12 protein-coding genes and 1 tRNA gene are annotated in these 16,058 nt (G+C 71.9%); 9 read left to right on the top strand and 4 right to left on the bottom strand.

Features of this window, described 5'->3' with window-relative positions; translation table 11 throughout:
• The 3 genes from VFL99_RS04385 to VFL99_RS04375 form a co-directional block, all read right to left on the bottom strand.
• Window positions 1–2,189 (bottom strand): multifunctional oxoglutarate decarboxylase/oxoglutarate dehydrogenase thiamine pyrophosphate-binding subunit/dihydrolipoyllysine-residue succinyltransferase subunit (locus VFL99_RS04385; protein WP_325105115.1); only part of this gene is annotated, 2,189 nt, incomplete at its 3' end.
• A gap of 280 nt (window positions 2,190–2,469) precedes the next feature.
• The gene (locus VFL99_RS04380) at window positions 2,470–3,273 is read right to left on the bottom strand and encodes an ABC transporter permease (protein WP_325105114.1); all 804 of its coding nucleotides are present in this window, start codon (window positions 3,271–3,273) and stop codon (window positions 2,470–2,472) included.
• Window positions 3,270–4,286, bottom strand: coding sequence for an ABC transporter ATP-binding protein (locus tag VFL99_RS04375; protein WP_325105113.1), 1,017 nt, complete (start codon window positions 4,284–4,286; stop codon window positions 3,270–3,272). Before VFL99_RS04375 ends, VFL99_RS04380 begins: the two co-directional genes overlap by 4 nt.
• Window positions 4,287–4,448: 162 nt before the next feature.
• Between VFL99_RS04375 and VFL99_RS04370 the strand changes: the two genes are divergently transcribed.
• Both VFL99_RS04370 and VFL99_RS04365 read left to right on the top strand, forming a co-directional pair.
• Complete coding sequence (locus tag VFL99_RS04370) at window positions 4,449–5,816, top strand: hemolysin family protein (RefSeq protein ID WP_325105112.1); 1,368 nt, start codon at window positions 4,449–4,451, stop codon at window positions 5,814–5,816.
• The gene (locus VFL99_RS04365; RefSeq protein ID WP_325105111.1) at window positions 5,813–6,850 is read left to right on the top strand and encodes a hemolysin family protein; all 1,038 of its coding nucleotides are present in this window, start codon (window positions 5,813–5,815) and stop codon (window positions 6,848–6,850) included. Before VFL99_RS04370 ends, VFL99_RS04365 begins: the two co-directional genes overlap by 4 nt.
• A gap of 16 nt (window positions 6,851–6,866) precedes the next feature.
• Here VFL99_RS04365 and VFL99_RS04360 read toward each other — a convergent pair.
• Window positions 6,867–6,938 (bottom strand) — tRNA-Arg (locus tag VFL99_RS04360).
• Between the two features lie 85 nt (window positions 6,939–7,023).
• On the opposite strand from VFL99_RS04360, the gene VFL99_RS04355 reads away from it, so the two are divergent.
• The 7 genes from VFL99_RS04355 to rho form a co-directional block, all read left to right on the top strand.
• Window positions 7,024–7,479: a response regulator gene (locus VFL99_RS04355; RefSeq protein ID WP_325105110.1), complete on the top strand. Its 456-nt coding sequence runs from the start codon at window positions 7,024–7,026 to the stop codon at window positions 7,477–7,479.
• Window positions 7,476–9,131, top strand: coding sequence for an arginine--tRNA ligase (gene argS / locus VFL99_RS04350; protein WP_325105109.1), 1,656 nt, complete (start codon window positions 7,476–7,478; stop codon window positions 9,129–9,131). Before VFL99_RS04355 ends, argS begins: the two co-directional genes overlap by 4 nt.
• Window positions 9,131–10,492: a diaminopimelate decarboxylase gene (lysA, locus tag VFL99_RS04345; protein ID WP_325105108.1), complete on the top strand. Its 1,362-nt coding sequence runs from the start codon at window positions 9,131–9,133 to the stop codon at window positions 10,490–10,492. The genes argS and lysA overlap by 1 nt, the downstream gene beginning before the upstream one ends.
• Window positions 10,493–10,508: 16 nt before the next feature.
• Window positions 10,509–11,885 carry a homoserine dehydrogenase gene (locus VFL99_RS04340; protein WP_325105107.1) on the top strand — a complete coding sequence of 459 codons (1,377 nt, stop codon included), beginning with the start codon at window positions 10,509–10,511 and terminating at the stop codon, window positions 11,883–11,885.
• Between the two features lie 5 nt (window positions 11,886–11,890).
• Complete coding sequence (gene thrC, locus VFL99_RS04335) at window positions 11,891–13,003, top strand: threonine synthase (protein WP_325105106.1); 1,113 nt, start codon at window positions 11,891–11,893, stop codon at window positions 13,001–13,003.
• Window positions 13,004–13,005: 2 nt separating this feature from the next.
• Window positions 13,006–13,992 (top strand): homoserine kinase, encoded by a 987-nt coding sequence (gene thrB / locus VFL99_RS04330; RefSeq protein WP_325105105.1) that lies wholly within the window; start codon window positions 13,006–13,008, stop codon window positions 13,990–13,992.
• 237 nt (window positions 13,993–14,229) lie between these two features.
• A partial coding sequence (gene rho, locus VFL99_RS04325; protein WP_325105104.1) for a transcription termination factor Rho occupies window positions 14,230–16,058 on the top strand: 1,829 nt, incomplete at its 3' end.

Genomic DNA, 16,058 nt, shown 5'->3' with positions numbered 1-16,058 from the left:
GTGCCGCCGGTGCGGTAGCCGCGCAGCTGCGACAGGTTCAGCGTCTCGGCGACCACGCCCTGCCCGGCGAAGGCGGCGTCACCGTGCATGAGGATCGGCAGCACGGTGAACGCCTCACCCGCAAGGTCGATCCGGTCCTGTTTGGCGCGCACGATGCCTTCCAGGACCGGGTCGACCGCTTCCAGGTGCGAGGGGTTCGCGGCGAGGTACACCTTGGTCTTGCGGCCGTCGTCGGAGGTGTACTCACCCTCCGTGCCGAGGTGGTACTTCACGTCGCCGGAGCCCTGCACCGACTTCGGGTCCTGCTGGCCCTCGAACTCGCGGAAGATCTGTCCGTAGGACTTCCCCGCGATGTTGGCCAGCACGTTGAGGCGGCCGCGGTGCGGCATACCGATGCACACCTCGTCCATCGCGTCGTCCGCGGCGCGGCACAGGATGCGGTCGATCAGCGCGATCGCCGACTCCCCGCCCTCCAGGCTGAACCGCTTCTGACCGATGTACTTCGTCTGCAGGAAGGTCTCGAACGCCTCAGCGGCGTTGAGCCGTCGCAGGATCCGCAGCTGCTCCTCGGGTGACGTCTTGGCGTAGGGCACCTCGAGCTTGGCCTGCAGCCAGCGGCGCTGCTCCGGGTCCTGGATATGCATGTACTCCACGCCGACGGTGCGGCAGTAGGAGTCCCGCAGGATGCCGAGGATCTTGCGCAGCTTGAGCATCGACGCGCCGCCGAAGCCACCGGTGGCGAAGTCGCGCTCCAGGTCCCACAGGGTCAGCCCGTGGGTTGTCACGTCGAGGTCGGGGTGGCGGCGCTGGCGGTACTCCAGCGGGTCGGTGTCGGCCATCAGGTGGCCGCGCACCCGGTAGGCGTGGATGAGCTCCTGCACCCGCGCGGTCTTGTTGACGTCGCTGTCGTGGCTGGTCGAGATGTCCGGGATCCAGCGCACCGGTTCGTAGGGGATGCGCAGCGACTCGAAGATCTCGTCGTAGAAGCCGTCCTGCCCGAGCAGGAGCTGGTGCACCAGCCGCAGGAAGTCCCCGGAGACCGCGCCCTGGATGATCCGGTGGTCATAGGTGGACGTGAGCGTGAGGATCTTGCTGACGGCGTTGCGGTTCAACGTCTCCTGGCTCGCGCCCTGCCACTCGGCCGGGTACTCCAGCGCGCCGACGCCGATGATCGTGCCCTGTCCCGACATCAGCCGCGGCACCGAGTGCACGGTGCCGATGCCGCCGGGGTTGGTCAGGCTGATCGTGGTGCCGGCGTAGTCCTCGAGGGTGAGCTTGCCGTTGCGCGCCTTGCGGACCATGTCCTCGTAGGCGGTCCAGAAGCGGGCGAAGTCCATCTTCTCGGCGGACTTGATGCTCGGGACGACCAGGGTGCGGCTGCCGTCGGGCTTGCTCAGGTCGATGGCCAGCCCGAAGTTGACGTGACCCGGCTTGACCAGGGCCGGCTTGCCGTTCTGCTCGCCGAGCGCGTAGTTCATCTCCGGGATCGACTGCAGCGCCTTGCAGACGGCGTAGCCGATGAGGTGGGTGAAGCTGACCTTGCCGCCGCGGCTGCGGGACAGGTGGTTGTTGATGACCACCCGGTTGTCGATGAGCAGCTTGGCCGGGATGGCCCGCACCGAGGTCGCGGTCGGGACCTGGAGGCTCTGCTCCATGTTGCTGACGATCTTGGCGGCGACGCCCCGCAGCGGGACGACCTCCGTCTCGTCGTCCTGCGCGGTGGCCTTCGGGGCCGGTGCCTCCCGCGGCGTCGGCTTGGCGGCGGGGGCGGGCGCCGGCGCGGTGGTCGTGCCGCCCTTGTCGTGGCCCTCCTTGGGCTGGGGAGCGCGGTCCTCGGCCTTCTTCTCGCGGGCCGCGGGGGCGGTGGCGGACTCCTTCTCACCGGCCCGGTCGGTGGCGCTGGAGGCGGTGGACTCCGCGCCGGTGCTGGTGGAGGTCCCGGCGGTGCCGTTCTGGCCGGCCCGGCTCACGGTGGTCGACGGCTGTTGGGTGGCGGTTCCGGAGTCCCGATGGCCCCCGTTGCCGCTGTCCCCTCGGGGCTCCTCCGGCTTGTAGTCCTCGAAGAATCCCCACCAAGCCTGGTCGACGGAGTTCTTGTCCTCGAGGTACTGCTCGTAGAGCTCGTCCACGAGCCATTCGTTCGGTCCGAAAGCCGCCAGAGGGTCGTTACTGGGGGGCTGGGCTGACACGGCGGATAGCGCCTCTTTCGTGTGCGTCGGCAGTGGCGTGACAAACAGACGCACCAAGCCTATCTCCGCAGGTGACGGGGCAACGGACCGCGTTCGTATGGCGTGCCGCCGGCTCCCGGCCCCGTCTCACCCACCGGACAGGTCCGGGACCGGGCACGGCGTGCGCGAGCAGGCCGTGTCCGGTCCCGAGTGGGAGGGGTGGACCCTCAGCTGAACCCGATGCAGCTGACTCCTCGGTGCTCCGGGCCTCGCTGCGCTCGTGTCCGCACACGCGTCGTCGTCAGCTGATGTCCCGGCGGATGGTCAGCCAGCTGCCCACGCCGGCGAGCACCGCCGCGTAGACGGCCAGGGTGAGCACCCCGGCCCACCAGGACAGCTGGTGCGCCCCGGGCGTGGTCTCGGTCTGCAGGATGGCGCTCGTGGCCTGGCTGGGCAGGTACTTCGCCACGTCGGCGCCCCACTCCTGGCTGGACAGCAACAGGCCGGCGATCGGCTCGACGATCCACGCGAGGCCGATCGTGATGAGCAGGGCGGCGACCTGGTTCGGGATCAGGATGCCGGCGCCCAGGCCGATCAGCGCCCACAGGCCGAGGACCAGCAGCACGAGCGCCAGGGTGCGGTAGACCTCCGCCGACGGGAAGGCCTCGAAGCCGCGGGCGGACAGCACCAGGCCCCCGACGAGGGCCGAGGCGAGCACGAAGAGGATCCCGTAGAAGCCACCGATGCCCAACAGCGAGACAACCTTGGCCGACATCGCCTTCAGCCGCCGGGGCGTCGCGAGGAAGGTGCCGGTGATCGTCTTGTGGCGGTACTCCGCGCCGATCACGAGGACGCCGATCGCCAGCGTCAGCAGGTAGCCGAAGGAGATTCCGGAGGAGTAGACGTTGTTGGCGATCTGCGTGGGGTCCAGCTTCGTCGGTCGCGCGCCGTTGTCCATGCCGCCGCCCAGGCCGCCGCCGGGCTGCACGAGTGCGCCGAACAGGCCGGCGAGGGCCGCGCCGGCCAGCACCATCGCGATCGCCATGCCCCACCACAGCCGCGTGGTGAAGAACTTGCGGAACTCCGACTTCAGGGCCAGCGTCATCGGGTCACTCCCTCGTGCGTCTGCTCGCTGGCCACGGCCTCGGCTGGGTCGGCAGCCGGGCCGCCGGCGAGGTTGCGGTTGCGGTTCTCCGGCGACTCGGTCAGCCGGAAGAACAGGTCCTCGAGGTCGGTCTGCTGCATCCGCAGCTCGTGCAGCGGCACCTGGGCCGAGAACGCGGCATCGCCGATGCGCGCCAGGTCGGCACAGACCACCTCGACCGATCCGTCGGGAAGCTGCGTGGCCGGCATACCGGCCCGGGAGAGGGCACTGACGAGCGCGGCAGCGTCCGGGGCCCGCACGATCGCCTTCGCGTCGCCCTGGAGCTGGTCGATCGGCCCCTGCTGGACCAGGCGGCCGTTGGCGATGATCACCACGTCGTCGACGGTCTGCTCGACCTCCTGCAGCATGTGGCTGGAGACGAGGATCGTCTTGCCGTGGGCGGACAGGTAGCGCAGGAAGCTGCGCAGCCAGCGGATGCCCTCCGGGTCCAGGCCGTTGGCCGGCTCGTCGAGGATCAGCACCTGCGGGTCGCCCAGCAGGGCGGCGGCCAGGCCGAGCCGCTGCCGCATGCCCATCGAGTAGCCACCGGCGCGCTTCCGTGCGGCGGCCGGTATGCCGACCATCTCCAGCAGCTCGTCCACCCGCGCCGTGGGCACGCCCGCGGCGTCGGCGAGGACGCGCAGGTGGTCGCGCCCGCTGCGGCCGGGGTGGAAGTTCGTCGCCTCGAGCGCCGCGCCGACGGCCTGCATCGGCCGGGCGAGGTCGACGTAGCGCTGGCCGGCGATCGTCGCGGTGCCCGAGGTCGGCCGGATGAGGCCGAGCAGCATGCGCAGTGTCGTCGTCTTGCCCGCGCCGTTGGGGCCGAGGAAGCCGGTGATCCGGCCCGGCTCCACGCGGAAGCTCAGGTCGTCGACCGCGGTGAAGCTGCCGAAGCGCTTGGTCAGGCCGGCGACCTCGATGCGGGCGCCCTGCCCGGTCGCCGGCGGGGCGGCGGTGGGCGTGGTCGTGCTCATGGGATTCCCCCGAGTGTGGTCATGGCACACATCAGATCACCCTCACGTACGGGGAGGGCAACCGTCTTTCGGGGGACTTTGGTCCTCTCCTTGCGCGTGTGGGAGAGCTGCTGGCTCCGTCGCGCGGGGGAGGAGGCCCCGTCCGCATAGGATGCTGACGCTATGACCGAGTGGTTACTCGTCCTCGCCGGCGTCGTGCTGACGGCCGGCACCGCCGTCTTCGTGGCGGCCGAGTTCTCACTCGTCGCCCTCGACAAGCCGTCCGTGCAGCGCGCGATCGACGAGGGGGACGGCCGGGCCGCCCCGGTGCTCACCTCGCTGCGGCACCTGTCCACCCAGCTGTCCGCGGCCCAGGTCGGCATCACCCTGACGACGCTGGTCCTCGGCTACATCGTCGAGCCCTCCGTCGGGCGGCTGCTCGAGGTGCCGCTGGAGCTGGCCGGCCTCGCCCCGGACACGGCCGCCCCCGTCGCCACGGCGCTCGCGCTGATCCTCGCCACCGTGTTCTCCATGGTCGTCGGGGAGCTGCTGCCCCAGTTCCTCGGCATCTCCGCGCCGCTGCCGACCGCGAAGGTCGTGGCGGTGCCGGTGCGGGTCTTCGGCCTCGTCACCCGGCCGCTCATCGTGCTGCTCAACGGGTCGGCCAACCTGTTCCTGCGGGCCGTCGGCCTCGAGCCGCAGGAGGAGCTGTCCGGCGCGCGCACCCCCCAGGAGCTGGCGTCGTTGGTCCGCCGGTCGGCGCAGGCCGGGACCATGGAGGAGGGGACCGCCCGGCTGGTCACCCGCTCGCTGGACTTCGGCGAGCGCACCGCCGCCGACGTCATGAGCCCACGGGTGCGGTCCACCGCGATCGAGCGGACGGCCTCGGCCGCCGACGTGCTCGAGCTGGCCCGCGAGACCGGGCACTCCCGCTTCCCGGTCATCGGCGACGACTGGGACGACGTCGACGGCCTGGTGCACGTCAAGCGGGCCATCGCGGTGCCGCACGAGCGCCGGGCCGATGTGCCGGTCTCGGCGCTCATGGTCGACCCGGTGCTCGTCCCCGAGACGATCCGGCTCGACCCGCTGTTGCTGCTGCTGCGCCGCGCGGGCTTCCAGATGGCCGTGGTCGTCGACGAGTACGGCGGGACCTCCGGCATCGTCACCCTGGAGGACGTCATCGAGGAGATCGTCGGCGACGTCAGCGACGAGCACGACCCCGGCCAGACGACCGGCCGGGCGATGGTCGACGGCTCGTGGACCGTGCCCGGGCTGTGGCGGCCGGACGAGGTGCGCGACCGGATCGGGGCAGCGGTCCCGGACGGGTCGGCATACGAAACGGTGGGGGGCTTCGTCATGGCGGTGCTGGGCCGGGTGCCCGTGGTGGGGGACGAGGTGCGGGTTCCCGGCTGGACGCTGCGCGTCAGCGCGATGGACGGCCGCCGGGTCGACCGGTTGCGGTTGCGCCGGGTCGAGGGGGCAGGGGACATCGCGGACTTCCCCGAGTTCGACCAGTGGGCCAGCTCGCGCGGCGGGGAGGAACGCTCATGAGTCAGGCCACGGCGCTGTGGTTGTCGCTGCTGTTCCTGCTCGGCAACGCCTACTTCGTCGGGTCCGAGTTCGCCGTCATGGCGGCACGGCGCTCGCAGCTGGAGCCGATGGCCGCCAGCGGCAGCAAGCGGGCGCAGGTCGCGTTGCAGGCTCTGGAGCGGGTCTCCACGCTCCTGACGACGGCCCAGCTCGGCATCACGGTCTGCTCGTTGCTCCTCGGCGCCGTCGCCGAGGCCGTGCTCGACAAGCTCATCCACCCCGTCCTGCACGACACCGGGCTGCCGCAGCAGTTCGCGCAGCCGATTGCTCTCGTCGTCGCGCTGCTCATCGTCGCGTACTGCCACGTCGTGATCGGCGAGATGGTCCCGAAGAACCTTGCCATCGTGGGCCCGGACAAGGCCGCCCTGCTGCTCGCTCCGCCGCTGCTCTACCTCACCAAGGCGCTGCGGCCCGTCGTGCGGCTGATGGAGCACATCGCCAAGCGGCTCGTGCGGATGTTCGGCGTCGAGCCCCGCGACGAGGTCGAGGCGGCCTTCACCGCCGAGGAGGTCCAGCTCATCGTCGCCGAGAGCCGCCGGGAGGGCCTCATCCCCGAGGAGCGGCACGGGCTGGTCCGGGGCGCCCTCGAGTTCAGCGGCCGGGTGGCCCGCGACGTCGCGGTTCCGACCAGCTCGGTGGTGACGCTGCCCGTGGGGGCCACGCCCGCGGACCTCGAGCGCCACGTCGCCAAGCGCGGGTTCTCGCGCTACCCGGTCACGGACGGGTCAGGGGACCTCGTCGGCTACATCCACCTCAAGGACGTGCTCTACGCAGTGGGGGAGCAGCACGACGAGCCCATCCCGCCCAAGCGGATCCGCCGGTTGGCGACCGTGTCCGAGGACGACGAGGTGGAGGACGTCCTGTCGACGATGCAGCGCACGGGAGCCCATCTGGCCCGGGTCGTGCAGGGGGATGGCGCCGTGACCGGGGTCGTGTTCCTGGAGGACGTGCTCGAGGAACTGGTGGGCGAGGTGTCGGATGCCAGCCAACGCTGACGCGCTGGCGAAGGGGCGCCCCCGGCAGGATTCGAACCTGCGCTCCCGCCTCCGGAGGGCGGTGCTCTATCCCCTGAGCTACGGGGGCCCGTGCGCCCGCGGGCGCGACCTTCATCATATTGATCGCGACGTTGTTGGCGCGCCGGAGACACTAGCAGCCTAAAGTCTTCGCCATGGAACGGGGCCACGCCGCGCACTCGGCGCTGCAACCGACGGCCCGCATCCTCATCTGCGACGACATGGAGTCCATCCGTTCGCTGCTGCGCCTCAACCTCGAGCTGGAGGGCTACGAGGTCACCGAGGCCACCACCGGCCGCGAGGCGCTGGACATCCTCTGCGGCCGGCAGGCGCCGCCCGACCTGGTCACCCTCGACGCCCTCATGCCGGATGTCGACGGCTGGGAGGCCGTCCGGACCATTCGCAGCACCCCCCGGTTGGCCGACCTACCGATCGTCATGATCACCGCCTCCGTGCAGAACGCCGACCGGGAACGGGCGGTCCGGGCCGGTGTCGACGCCTTCGTCGCCAAGCCGTTCGACCCGCAGCGGCTGCTCGAGATCATCGGTCAGCTCATCGCCGTGAGACGGTCGGGAGGGGCCCGCGGGACCACCCTAGAATCGTCCGAGTGACCCCCGAACAGCTCGCTGACGCGATCCGCTCTGCCCTCCTGGACGTCCTCGGCCCCGCGCGGGCCACGGACGTGCCCGAGGCCGTGCGCGTCGAGCGCCCGCGCAGCCGCGAGCACGGGGACTGGTCGACCAACGTCGCCCTCCAGCTCGGCAAGCGGGTCGGTGTGCCGCCCCGCGAGCTGGCAGCCGCCCTCGCTGACCGGCTGGGGGCAGCGGACGGCATCAAGGCCGTCGACGTCGCCGGCCCGGGCTTCCTCAACGTGACCCTCGACGCGGCCTCGGCCGGCGAGCTCGCCCGGACCGTCGTCGAAGCGGGCGAGCGATACGGCACCAGCGACACCGCCCAGGGCGAGCGGATCAACCTGGAGTTCGTCTCTGCCAACCCCACGGGGCCGATCCACCTCGGCGGCACCCGCTGGGCCGCCGTCGGCGACGCCCTCGCCCGGGTGCTGAGCGCGGTGGGCGCGCAGGTCGAGCGGGAGTACTACTTCAACGACCACGGCGCCCAGATCGACCGGTTCGCACGGTCCCTGCTCGCGGCGGCCAAGGGCGGGCCGGCACCCGAGGACGGCTACGCGGGGGCCTACATCAACGACATCGCGGCCCAGGTCCTGCAGCGTGAGCCGCACGTGCTCGACCTTCCGGACGCCCAGGCGCAGGAGCGCTTCCGGGCGGTCGGTGTCGAGCTCATGTTCGCCGAGATCAAGCAGTCGCTGCACGACTTCGGGGTCGACTTCGACGTCTACTTCCACGAGAACGCGCTGCACGACTCGGGGGCCGTGCAGCGGGCGGTCGACCGGCTCACCGAGCTCGGGAAGATGTACGAGAAGGACGGCGCACTCTGGCTGCGCACCACCGACTACGGCGACGACAAGGACCGTGTCGTCATCAAGTCCGACGGCAGCCCGGCCTACATCTCGGGCGACCTCGCCTACTACCTCGACAAGCGCGAGCGCGGGTTCGACCGGGCGATCATCATGCTCGGCGCGGACCACCACGGCTACGTCAAGCGGATGATGGCGATGTGTGCCGCCTTCGGCGACACCCCGGGCGAGAACCTCGAGATCCTCATCGGTCAGATGGTCAACCTCGTCCGCGACGGACAACCGGTGCGGATGAGCAAGCGCGCCGGCACCGTGGTGGTGCTCGAGGACCTCGTCGGGGCCGTCGGCGTCGATGCGGCCCGCTACGCGCTGACCCGATCCTCCTCGGACAGCAACATCGACATCGACCTGGACCTGCTGGCCCGGCGCACCAACGAGAACCCGGTGTTCTACGTGCAGTACGCCCACGCCCGCACCTGCAACGTCGCTCGGCTCGCCGCCGAGGACGGGGTGCGCCGCGAGGACGGGTTCGATCCCTCACTGCTCAGCCACGAGACCGAGTCGGTGCTGCTCGCTGCGCTCGGCGACTATCCCCGCGTCGTCGCCCAGGCGGCCCAGCTGCGCGAGCCGCACCGGGTGGCGCGCTACCTCGAGGACCTCGCCGGGCACTTCCACAAGTGGTATGACGAGTGCCGCGTCCGTCCGCGTGACGCCGACGAGGAGGTCACGGACCTGCACCGCACCCGGCTGTGGCTCAACGACGCGACCCGCACGGTGATCGCGAACGGCCTCGGGCTGCTGGGTGTTTCGGCACCGGAGCGCCTGTGATGTCCGCGGTCGACCAGGCGCCCTCGCGACTGGACCCGCGGCTCTGGGCGTCGTCGGTCCACCGGGGCGACGACGGGGCGCTGCGGGTGGCGGGCGCCGACGTGCGCGACCTGGCCGCCCGGTGGGGCACACCGGCATACCTGCTGGACGAGGAGGACTTCCGGCAGCGGGCCCGAGCCTTCCGCGATGCCTTCGCCGCCGCGTTCGCCGACAGCGGCGCCGACGTCTTCTACGCCGGCAAGGCGTTCCTGTGCACCGCGGTCGCGCGGTGGGTCCACGAGGAGGGCCTGTGCCTCGACGTGTGCACCGGCGGGGAGCTGGCCGTGGCGGTCCGTGCGGGCGTCCCGGGGGAGCGGATCGGCCTGCACGGCAACAACAAGTCGGTGGAGGAGATCGAGGCGGCGCTGCGCCACGGCGTCGGCCGCATCGTGCTCGACTCCTTCGACGAGATCGAGCGGGTCACCGAGGTCGCGGGCCGGTTGGGCGTCGTCGCACCGGTGATGATCCGGGTGACCACCGGGGTCGCCGCGCACACCCACGAGTTCGTCGCCACCGCCCACGAGGACCAGAAGTTCGGCTTCTCCCTCTCCGGTGGGCGCGCCGTGGAGGCCGCCGACCGCGTCCTCGCGCGGCCGGATCGGCTGCTGCTGCTCGGGCTGCACTCGCACATCGGCAGCCAGATCTTCGACGTGGACGGGTTCGAGGTTTCCACGACGCGGCTCGTGCGGCTGCATACCGACATCGCCCGCCGGCACGGCACCGAGCTCGCCGAGCTCGACCTCGGCGGCGGCTTCGGGATCGCCTACACCAGTGAGGAGGACCCGCTGCCGCCCGAGCAGCTGGCGCAGGGACTGGCAGACGTGGTGCGCCGCGAGTGCGCCGCCAATTCCGTTGCGGTGCCGCACATCTCGATCGAACCGGGCCGGTCTGTCGCCGGGCCGAGCACCTTCACGCTCTACCGTGTCGGCACGGTCAAGCAGGTCGACCTGGGTCAGGACGGCCGGCGCACCTACGTGTCCGTCGACGGCGGCATGAGCGACAACATCCGGCCGGCGCTCTACGGCGCGCAGTACTCCTGCGTCCTCGCCGACCGGGTCGGTTCCGACGAGACGGTGCGGGCCCGGGTCGTCGGCAAGCACTGCGAGAGCGGCGACATCGTGGTGCGGGACACGCGGCTGCCCGCGGACGTCGCCCCCGGTGACCTGCTGGCCGTGCCGGGCACCGGCGCCTACTGCTACAGCCTGGCGAACCAGTACAACCACGTCGCCCGTCCCCCGGTCGTGGCGGTGCGCGACGGGCAGAGCCGGCCGATCGTGCGCCGCGAGACCATCGACGACCTGTTGGCCCTCGACGTCGAGTGACCCAAGGAGCAGTTCCGTGACCACCGCCCAGCCAGTCCCTGCCCCGGGGGAGGGCGCGCCGCTGCGCGTCGCACTCCTCGGGTGCGGCGTCGTCGGATCCGCCGTCGCCCGCCTGATGAGCGAGCGGCAGGCCGACCTGAGGGCCCGGGTCGGCGCTCCGCTGGAGCTCGTGGGGGTGGCCGTGCGCCACCTCGACCGGCCACCGGTCCCGGGCGTCGACCCCGGGCTGCTCACCACCGACGCCGAGGAGCTGGTGACGCGCGCCGACGTGGTCGTCGAGCTGATGGGGGGCATCGAGCCGGCCAAGGGCCTCATCCAGCGGGCGCTCAAGCACGGCGCGAGTGTCGTCACCGCCAACAAGGCGCTGCTGGCCGACCACGGGCCTGAGCTCTACGAGGAGGCCTCCGCGCAGGGGGTCGACCTCTACTACGAGGCCGCGGTCGCGGGGGCGATCCCGCTGCTGCGTCCGCTCGGGGAGTCCCTCGCCGGCGACCACGTGGACCGGGTGCTCGGGATCGTCAACGGGACGACGAACTACGTCCTGGACCAGATGGACCGGACCGGCGCCGACCTCGAGGTCGCCCTCCGCCAGGCGCAGGAGCTCGGCTACGCCGAGGCGGACCCGACCGCCGACGTCGAGGGTTTCGACGCCGCGGCCAAGGCCGCGCTGCTGGCGTCGCTGGCGTTCCACACGCGGGTGTCGGCCAGCGACGTGCACCGCGAGGGCATCATGGCGGTCACTGCCGAGGACGTCGCCGGCGCCGCCGCGATCGACCACGTCATCAAGCTGCTCGCGATCTGCGAGCGCCTCCCGACCGAGGGTGGGGACGGCATCGGTGTCCGGGTCCACCCGGCGCTGGTGCCCCGCACGCACCCGCTGGCGAGCGTCCACGGTGCCTTCAACGCCGTCTTCGTCGAGGCGCGTGCCGCCGGGCAGCTGATGTTCTACGGCCCGGGCGCCGGGGGCGACCCCACGGCGTCGGCCGTGCTCGGCGACCTGGTCGCGGTGGCCCGCCACAAGGTCGCCGGTCACCGGGGACCAGGGGAGTCGGCCTACGCGAACCTGCCGGTCCTGCCGATGGGGCAGGTCCGCACGCGCTACCACATCAACCTCGACGTCGCCGACCGGCCGGGCGTGCTCGCCACGATCGCGGCGGCCTTCGCCGAGCACGGCGTCTCCCTCGAGGGGGTCCGCCAGGAGCTGGTCGGGCCCGAGTTCATCGACCCCGAGCAGGACGAGACACCGCAGCGGGCCGAGGCCGAGGGCAGTGCCCGCCTGGTCCTGGTCACCCACTCGGCCCCCGACGGCGCCCTGGCCGCGACCGTCGAGGCCCTGTCCTCGTTGGACACCGTCCGCAACGTCCGCGCGGTGCTGCGCGTCGAAGGAGCGTGAGCAACGTGAGCCCGGCTCGTCACCCGCGCCTGTGGCAGGGCGTGATCCGGGAGTATGCCGACCGCCTCCCCTCGCTGGCCGGTGCGCCGGTCGTGACCCTCGGGGAGGGCGGCACGCCGCTGATCCCGGCCGAGCACCTCTCCGAGCTGACCGGGGCGCGGGTCTTCGTGAAGTACGAGGGACTCAACCCGACCGGCTCGTTCAAGGACCGGGGGATGACGACGGCCATCTCGGCGGCCGCCGCACGCGGTGCCCAGGCTGTGATCTGCGCGTCCACCGGCAACACCAGCGCCTCCGCCGCTGCCTACGCCACCAAGGCCGGGATGACCTGCGGCGTGCTGGTGCCCGACGGCAAGATCGCGATGGGCAAGCTCAGCCAGGCGATCGCGCACGGCGCGACGCTGCTGCAGGTGGACGGCAACTTCGATGACTGCCTGACGCTGGCGCGCAAGCTGGCCGAGGCCTACCCGATCGAGCTGGTGAACTCGGTCAACCCCGCCCGCATCGAGGGGCAGAAGACCGCCGCCTTCGAGGTCGTCGACGCGCTCGGGGACGCCCCGGACATCCACTGCCTGCCGGTCGGCAATGCCGGCAACATCACCGCCTACTGGCGCGGCTACCGCGAGTACCGCGACGGCACCCCCGACACCGAGGGCCTGAGTTGCCCGGCTACCCGGCTCCCCCAGATGTGGGGCTTCCAGGCGGCGGGAGCGAGCCCGATCGTGCAGGGGCACCCGATCGACCACCCCGAGACGATCGCCACCGCGATCCGCATCGGCAACCCCGCGTCGTGGAAGCAGGCCGAGCAGGCCCGCGACGACTCCGGTGGCCGGATCGAGGCGGTGACCGACGAGCAGATCCTCGCCGCGCACCGGCTGCTGTCCCGGCGCGAGGGCATCTTCGTCGAGCCGGCCTCGGCGGCCAGCGTGGCGGGGCTGCTCGCCGCGCACGAAGCCGGTGCCGTGCCGGCCGGCGCGACGATCGTCTGCACGGTCACCGGGCACGGGCTGAAGGACCCGCAGTGGGCGCTGAAGGAGGCCGACGGCGCCGACGTCGAGCCGGTGCGCGTGCCCGTCGACGCCTACACCGCGGCCGCTGCCCTCGGGCTCGAGGGCTGACCGTGCCGCACCTGTCCACCGGACTGGGCGTCCGGGTCCGAGTCCCCGCGAGCAGCGCCAACCTCGGCCCCGGCTTCGACTCGGTCGGCCTGGCGCTCGGCATACACGACGAGTGCGAGGTGCGCCTGGAGGGCGAGCGGATCTGCGTGCAGGTCGAGGGCGAGGGGGCCGGCGTCCTGCCCGAGGACCACGAGCACCTCATCCTGCGGGCCATGTCCCACACCTGGGCGCACCTCGGGGTGACGCCGCCGGCGGGCATCTCCGTGGTCTGCCGCAACCGGATCCCGCAGAGCCGGGGCCTTGGTTCCTCGGCCGCCGCGATCGTCACCGGTGTCGTCGCCGCGCAGGCTCTGGCGGCGCTCGCGGCCGCGGGCGACCGCCGACCGAGGGAGGGCCGGGTCGAGGTCGACCGGTGCCAGGCGCGCGACCTCGCCTCGGACATGGAGGGGCACCCGGACAACGCGTCGGCCAGCGTCTTCGGGGGCATGACGCTGTCCTGGCCGGGTGACGGGCCGGGACAGTGGTGCACCGCCCCCCTCACGGTTCATCCGGACGTCGCGGTGACCGTCCTCGTGCCGTCTGCTGCCCTGGCGACGAGCACGGCACGGGCGGTCCTGCCCGAGCTGGTGGCGCACACCGATGCCGCCCGCAACTCCGCGCGCGCGGCCCTGCTCGTGGAGGCCATCGGGCACCGGCCCGAGCTGTTGCTCGCCGCCACGATGGAGTGGTTGCACCAGGAGGCACGTCGCGCGGCCTTCCCCGCGTCGATGGCCCTCGTCGACCGGCTGCGGGAGCACGGCTGTGCGGCCGTGATCTCGGGGGCCGGCCCCAGCGTCCTGGTGCTGGGCACGCACGAGGAGGCACTCGTCATACCGCAGGTGCTGGCGGGGCTGCCGCTGGCAGGCGGGGCGAGCGACTGGCAGGTCCTGCGGCCCGGCGTCGCCGACACCGGCGCAACCGTGACCGTGTCGTTGTCCCCATCGGCGTGACCCCTCTGCAACAGGGGTGTAGCATGAGAGCGCACCCGGCGGTAGAGCCCCGGTCACTGACCGCATCATTGGCCGAACTCATTGGAGCGGGTGCACCCACACCACACGGGCGTTGACACGCCGATGTCTGCGGCTGTCCATGTCGCGCGTGTGCTTTCCACAGTCGGCTTCTGCCGACCACGTCAATCCCCGGTCCTGGCTTCTGCGCCGGACCACAACGAGGGGGAAGGATCCTTCGTGACAGACACCACCGACCTCGCCCCAGCAGCTGGGGCACCTGAGGCTCCCCGCCGCAGCGGTGCGCTGAGCACCATGCGGCTCGCCGAGCTGCAGGGCCTCGCCAGCAGCATGGGCATCAGCGGGACGGCCAAGATGCGCAAGAGCGACCTTGTCACCGCCATCCGCGCCCGGCGGGCGGGTGAGTCGACCTCGGCGTCGTCCGACGGCGCCAAGGAGGCCTCCGGTCGCTCCCGCCGCAACGGTGCCGCGGCCCCGGCCGAGCGCGCCGGCGACGCCACGGGTGCCGAGCAGGCCCCCGCCCGGCAGCCGGAGCAGCGGTCCGAGCAGCCGAGCCGGCAACGCCAGGAGTCCGCCGGGGAGGGGCGGCACCAGCAGGGGCGCGACTCGGCTCCGGCCGAGGCGCGCGAGGAGCACGGCGACCGCCGCCAGCGCACCCACGAGCGCCGCGAGGAGCGCGGGGATCGCGCCACCCAGTCGGACAACCGCGCCGAGGGCCGTCACGGCGAGCAGTCGGACGACCGCGAGCACCGCGGCAACCGGACCGAGGGCCGCGACCACCGCACCGACCGTGACCGCCGCAATGACCGCGACAGCCGTGACCGCAACGACCGGGACCGCGACAACCGTGACCGCAACGAGCGCGACAGCGACCGGCACTCCGACCGGCAGTCGGACGGACAGTCCGACCGTTCCGACCGGCAGGGCAGCCGGAGCAGCAACGACCGCAACGACAACGACTACGACGACGACCGCGGCGGCCGGGGCCGCCGTCGGGGACGCCAGCGCAGCCGCGACCGCAAGCGGCGCGGTGGTCGGGGCGGTCGTGAGGACTACCAGGACAACGAACCGGCCGTGACCGAGGACGACGTCCTCGTGCCCGTCGCCGGCATCCTCGACGTCCTCGACAACTACGCGTTCGTGCGCACCAGCGGCTACCTCGCCGGCCCGAACGACGTCTACGTCTCCATGGGCATGGTCCGCAAGTACGGCCTGCGCAAGGGCGACGCCGTCACCGGCCAGGTCAAGGCGCTCCGCGAGGGTGAGCAGCCCAGTGGGCGGCAGAAGTTCAACGCGCTCGTCCGGCTCGACACCGTCAACGGGCTCTCGCCGGACGAGGCGCGGGGCCGGGTCGAGTTCGGCAAGCTCACACCGCTCTACCCCCAGGAGCGGCTGCGCCTCGAGACCGAGCCGAACGTCCTCACCACCCGGGTGATCGACCTGATCGCCCCGATCGGCAAGGGCCAGCGTGGTCTGATCGTCAGCCCGGCCAAGGCCGGAAAGACGCTCATCCTGCAGGCGATCGCCAACGCGATCACCACCAACAACCCCGAGGTCCACCTCATGGTGGTGCTCATCGACGAGCGCCCCGAAGAGGTCACCGACATGCAGCGCGCGGTCAAGGGTGAGGTCATCTCCTCCACCTTCGACCGGCCGGCCGACGACCACACCACGGTCGCCGAGCTGTCCATCGAACGGGCGAAGCGACTGGTCGAGATGGGCCACGACGTGGTCGTCCTGCTCGACTCGATCACCCGACTGGGCCGGGCCTACAACCTCGCCGCCCCGGCGAGCGGCCGCATCCTGTCCGGTGGTGTCGACAGCAGCGCGCTCTACCCGCCGAAGCGCTTCTTCGGCGCCGCTCGCAACATCGAGAACGGCGGCTCCCTCACCATCCTCGCCACGGCGCTCGTCGAGACCGGGTCGAAGATGGACGAGGTGATCTTCGAGGAGTTCAAGGGCACGGGCAACATGGAGCTGCGCCTCTCGCGCCAGCTGTCCGAGCGCCGGATCTTCCCGGCCGTGGACGTGAACGCGTCCGGCACCCG

It is taken from the genome of Segeticoccus sp., from assembly GCF_035708005.1.
Note: the sequence above shows the minus strand (reverse complement) of the source record. Positions and strands in the feature narration are given on the sequence as shown.

Excerpts from the sequence above, each read along its gene's own strand:
- VFL99_RS04380 (WP_325105114.1), bottom strand. The coding sequence starts at position 3,273 with ATGACGCTGGCCCTGAAGTCGGAGTTCCGCAAGTTCTTCACCACGCGG.
- VFL99_RS04375 (WP_325105113.1), bottom strand. The coding sequence starts at position 4,286 with ATGAGCACGACCACGCCCACCGCCGCCCCGCCGGCGACCGGGCAGGGC.
- VFL99_RS04370 (WP_325105112.1), top strand. The coding sequence starts at position 4,449 with ATGACCGAGTGGTTACTCGTCCTCGCCGGCGTCGTGCTGACGGCCGGC.
- VFL99_RS04365 (WP_325105111.1), top strand. The coding sequence starts at position 5,813 with ATGAGTCAGGCCACGGCGCTGTGGTTGTCGCTGCTGTTCCTGCTCGGC.
- VFL99_RS04355 (WP_325105110.1), top strand. The coding sequence starts at position 7,024 with ATGGAACGGGGCCACGCCGCGCACTCGGCGCTGCAACCGACGGCCCGC.
- lysA (WP_325105108.1), top strand. The coding sequence starts at position 9,131 with ATGTCCGCGGTCGACCAGGCGCCCTCGCGACTGGACCCGCGGCTCTGG.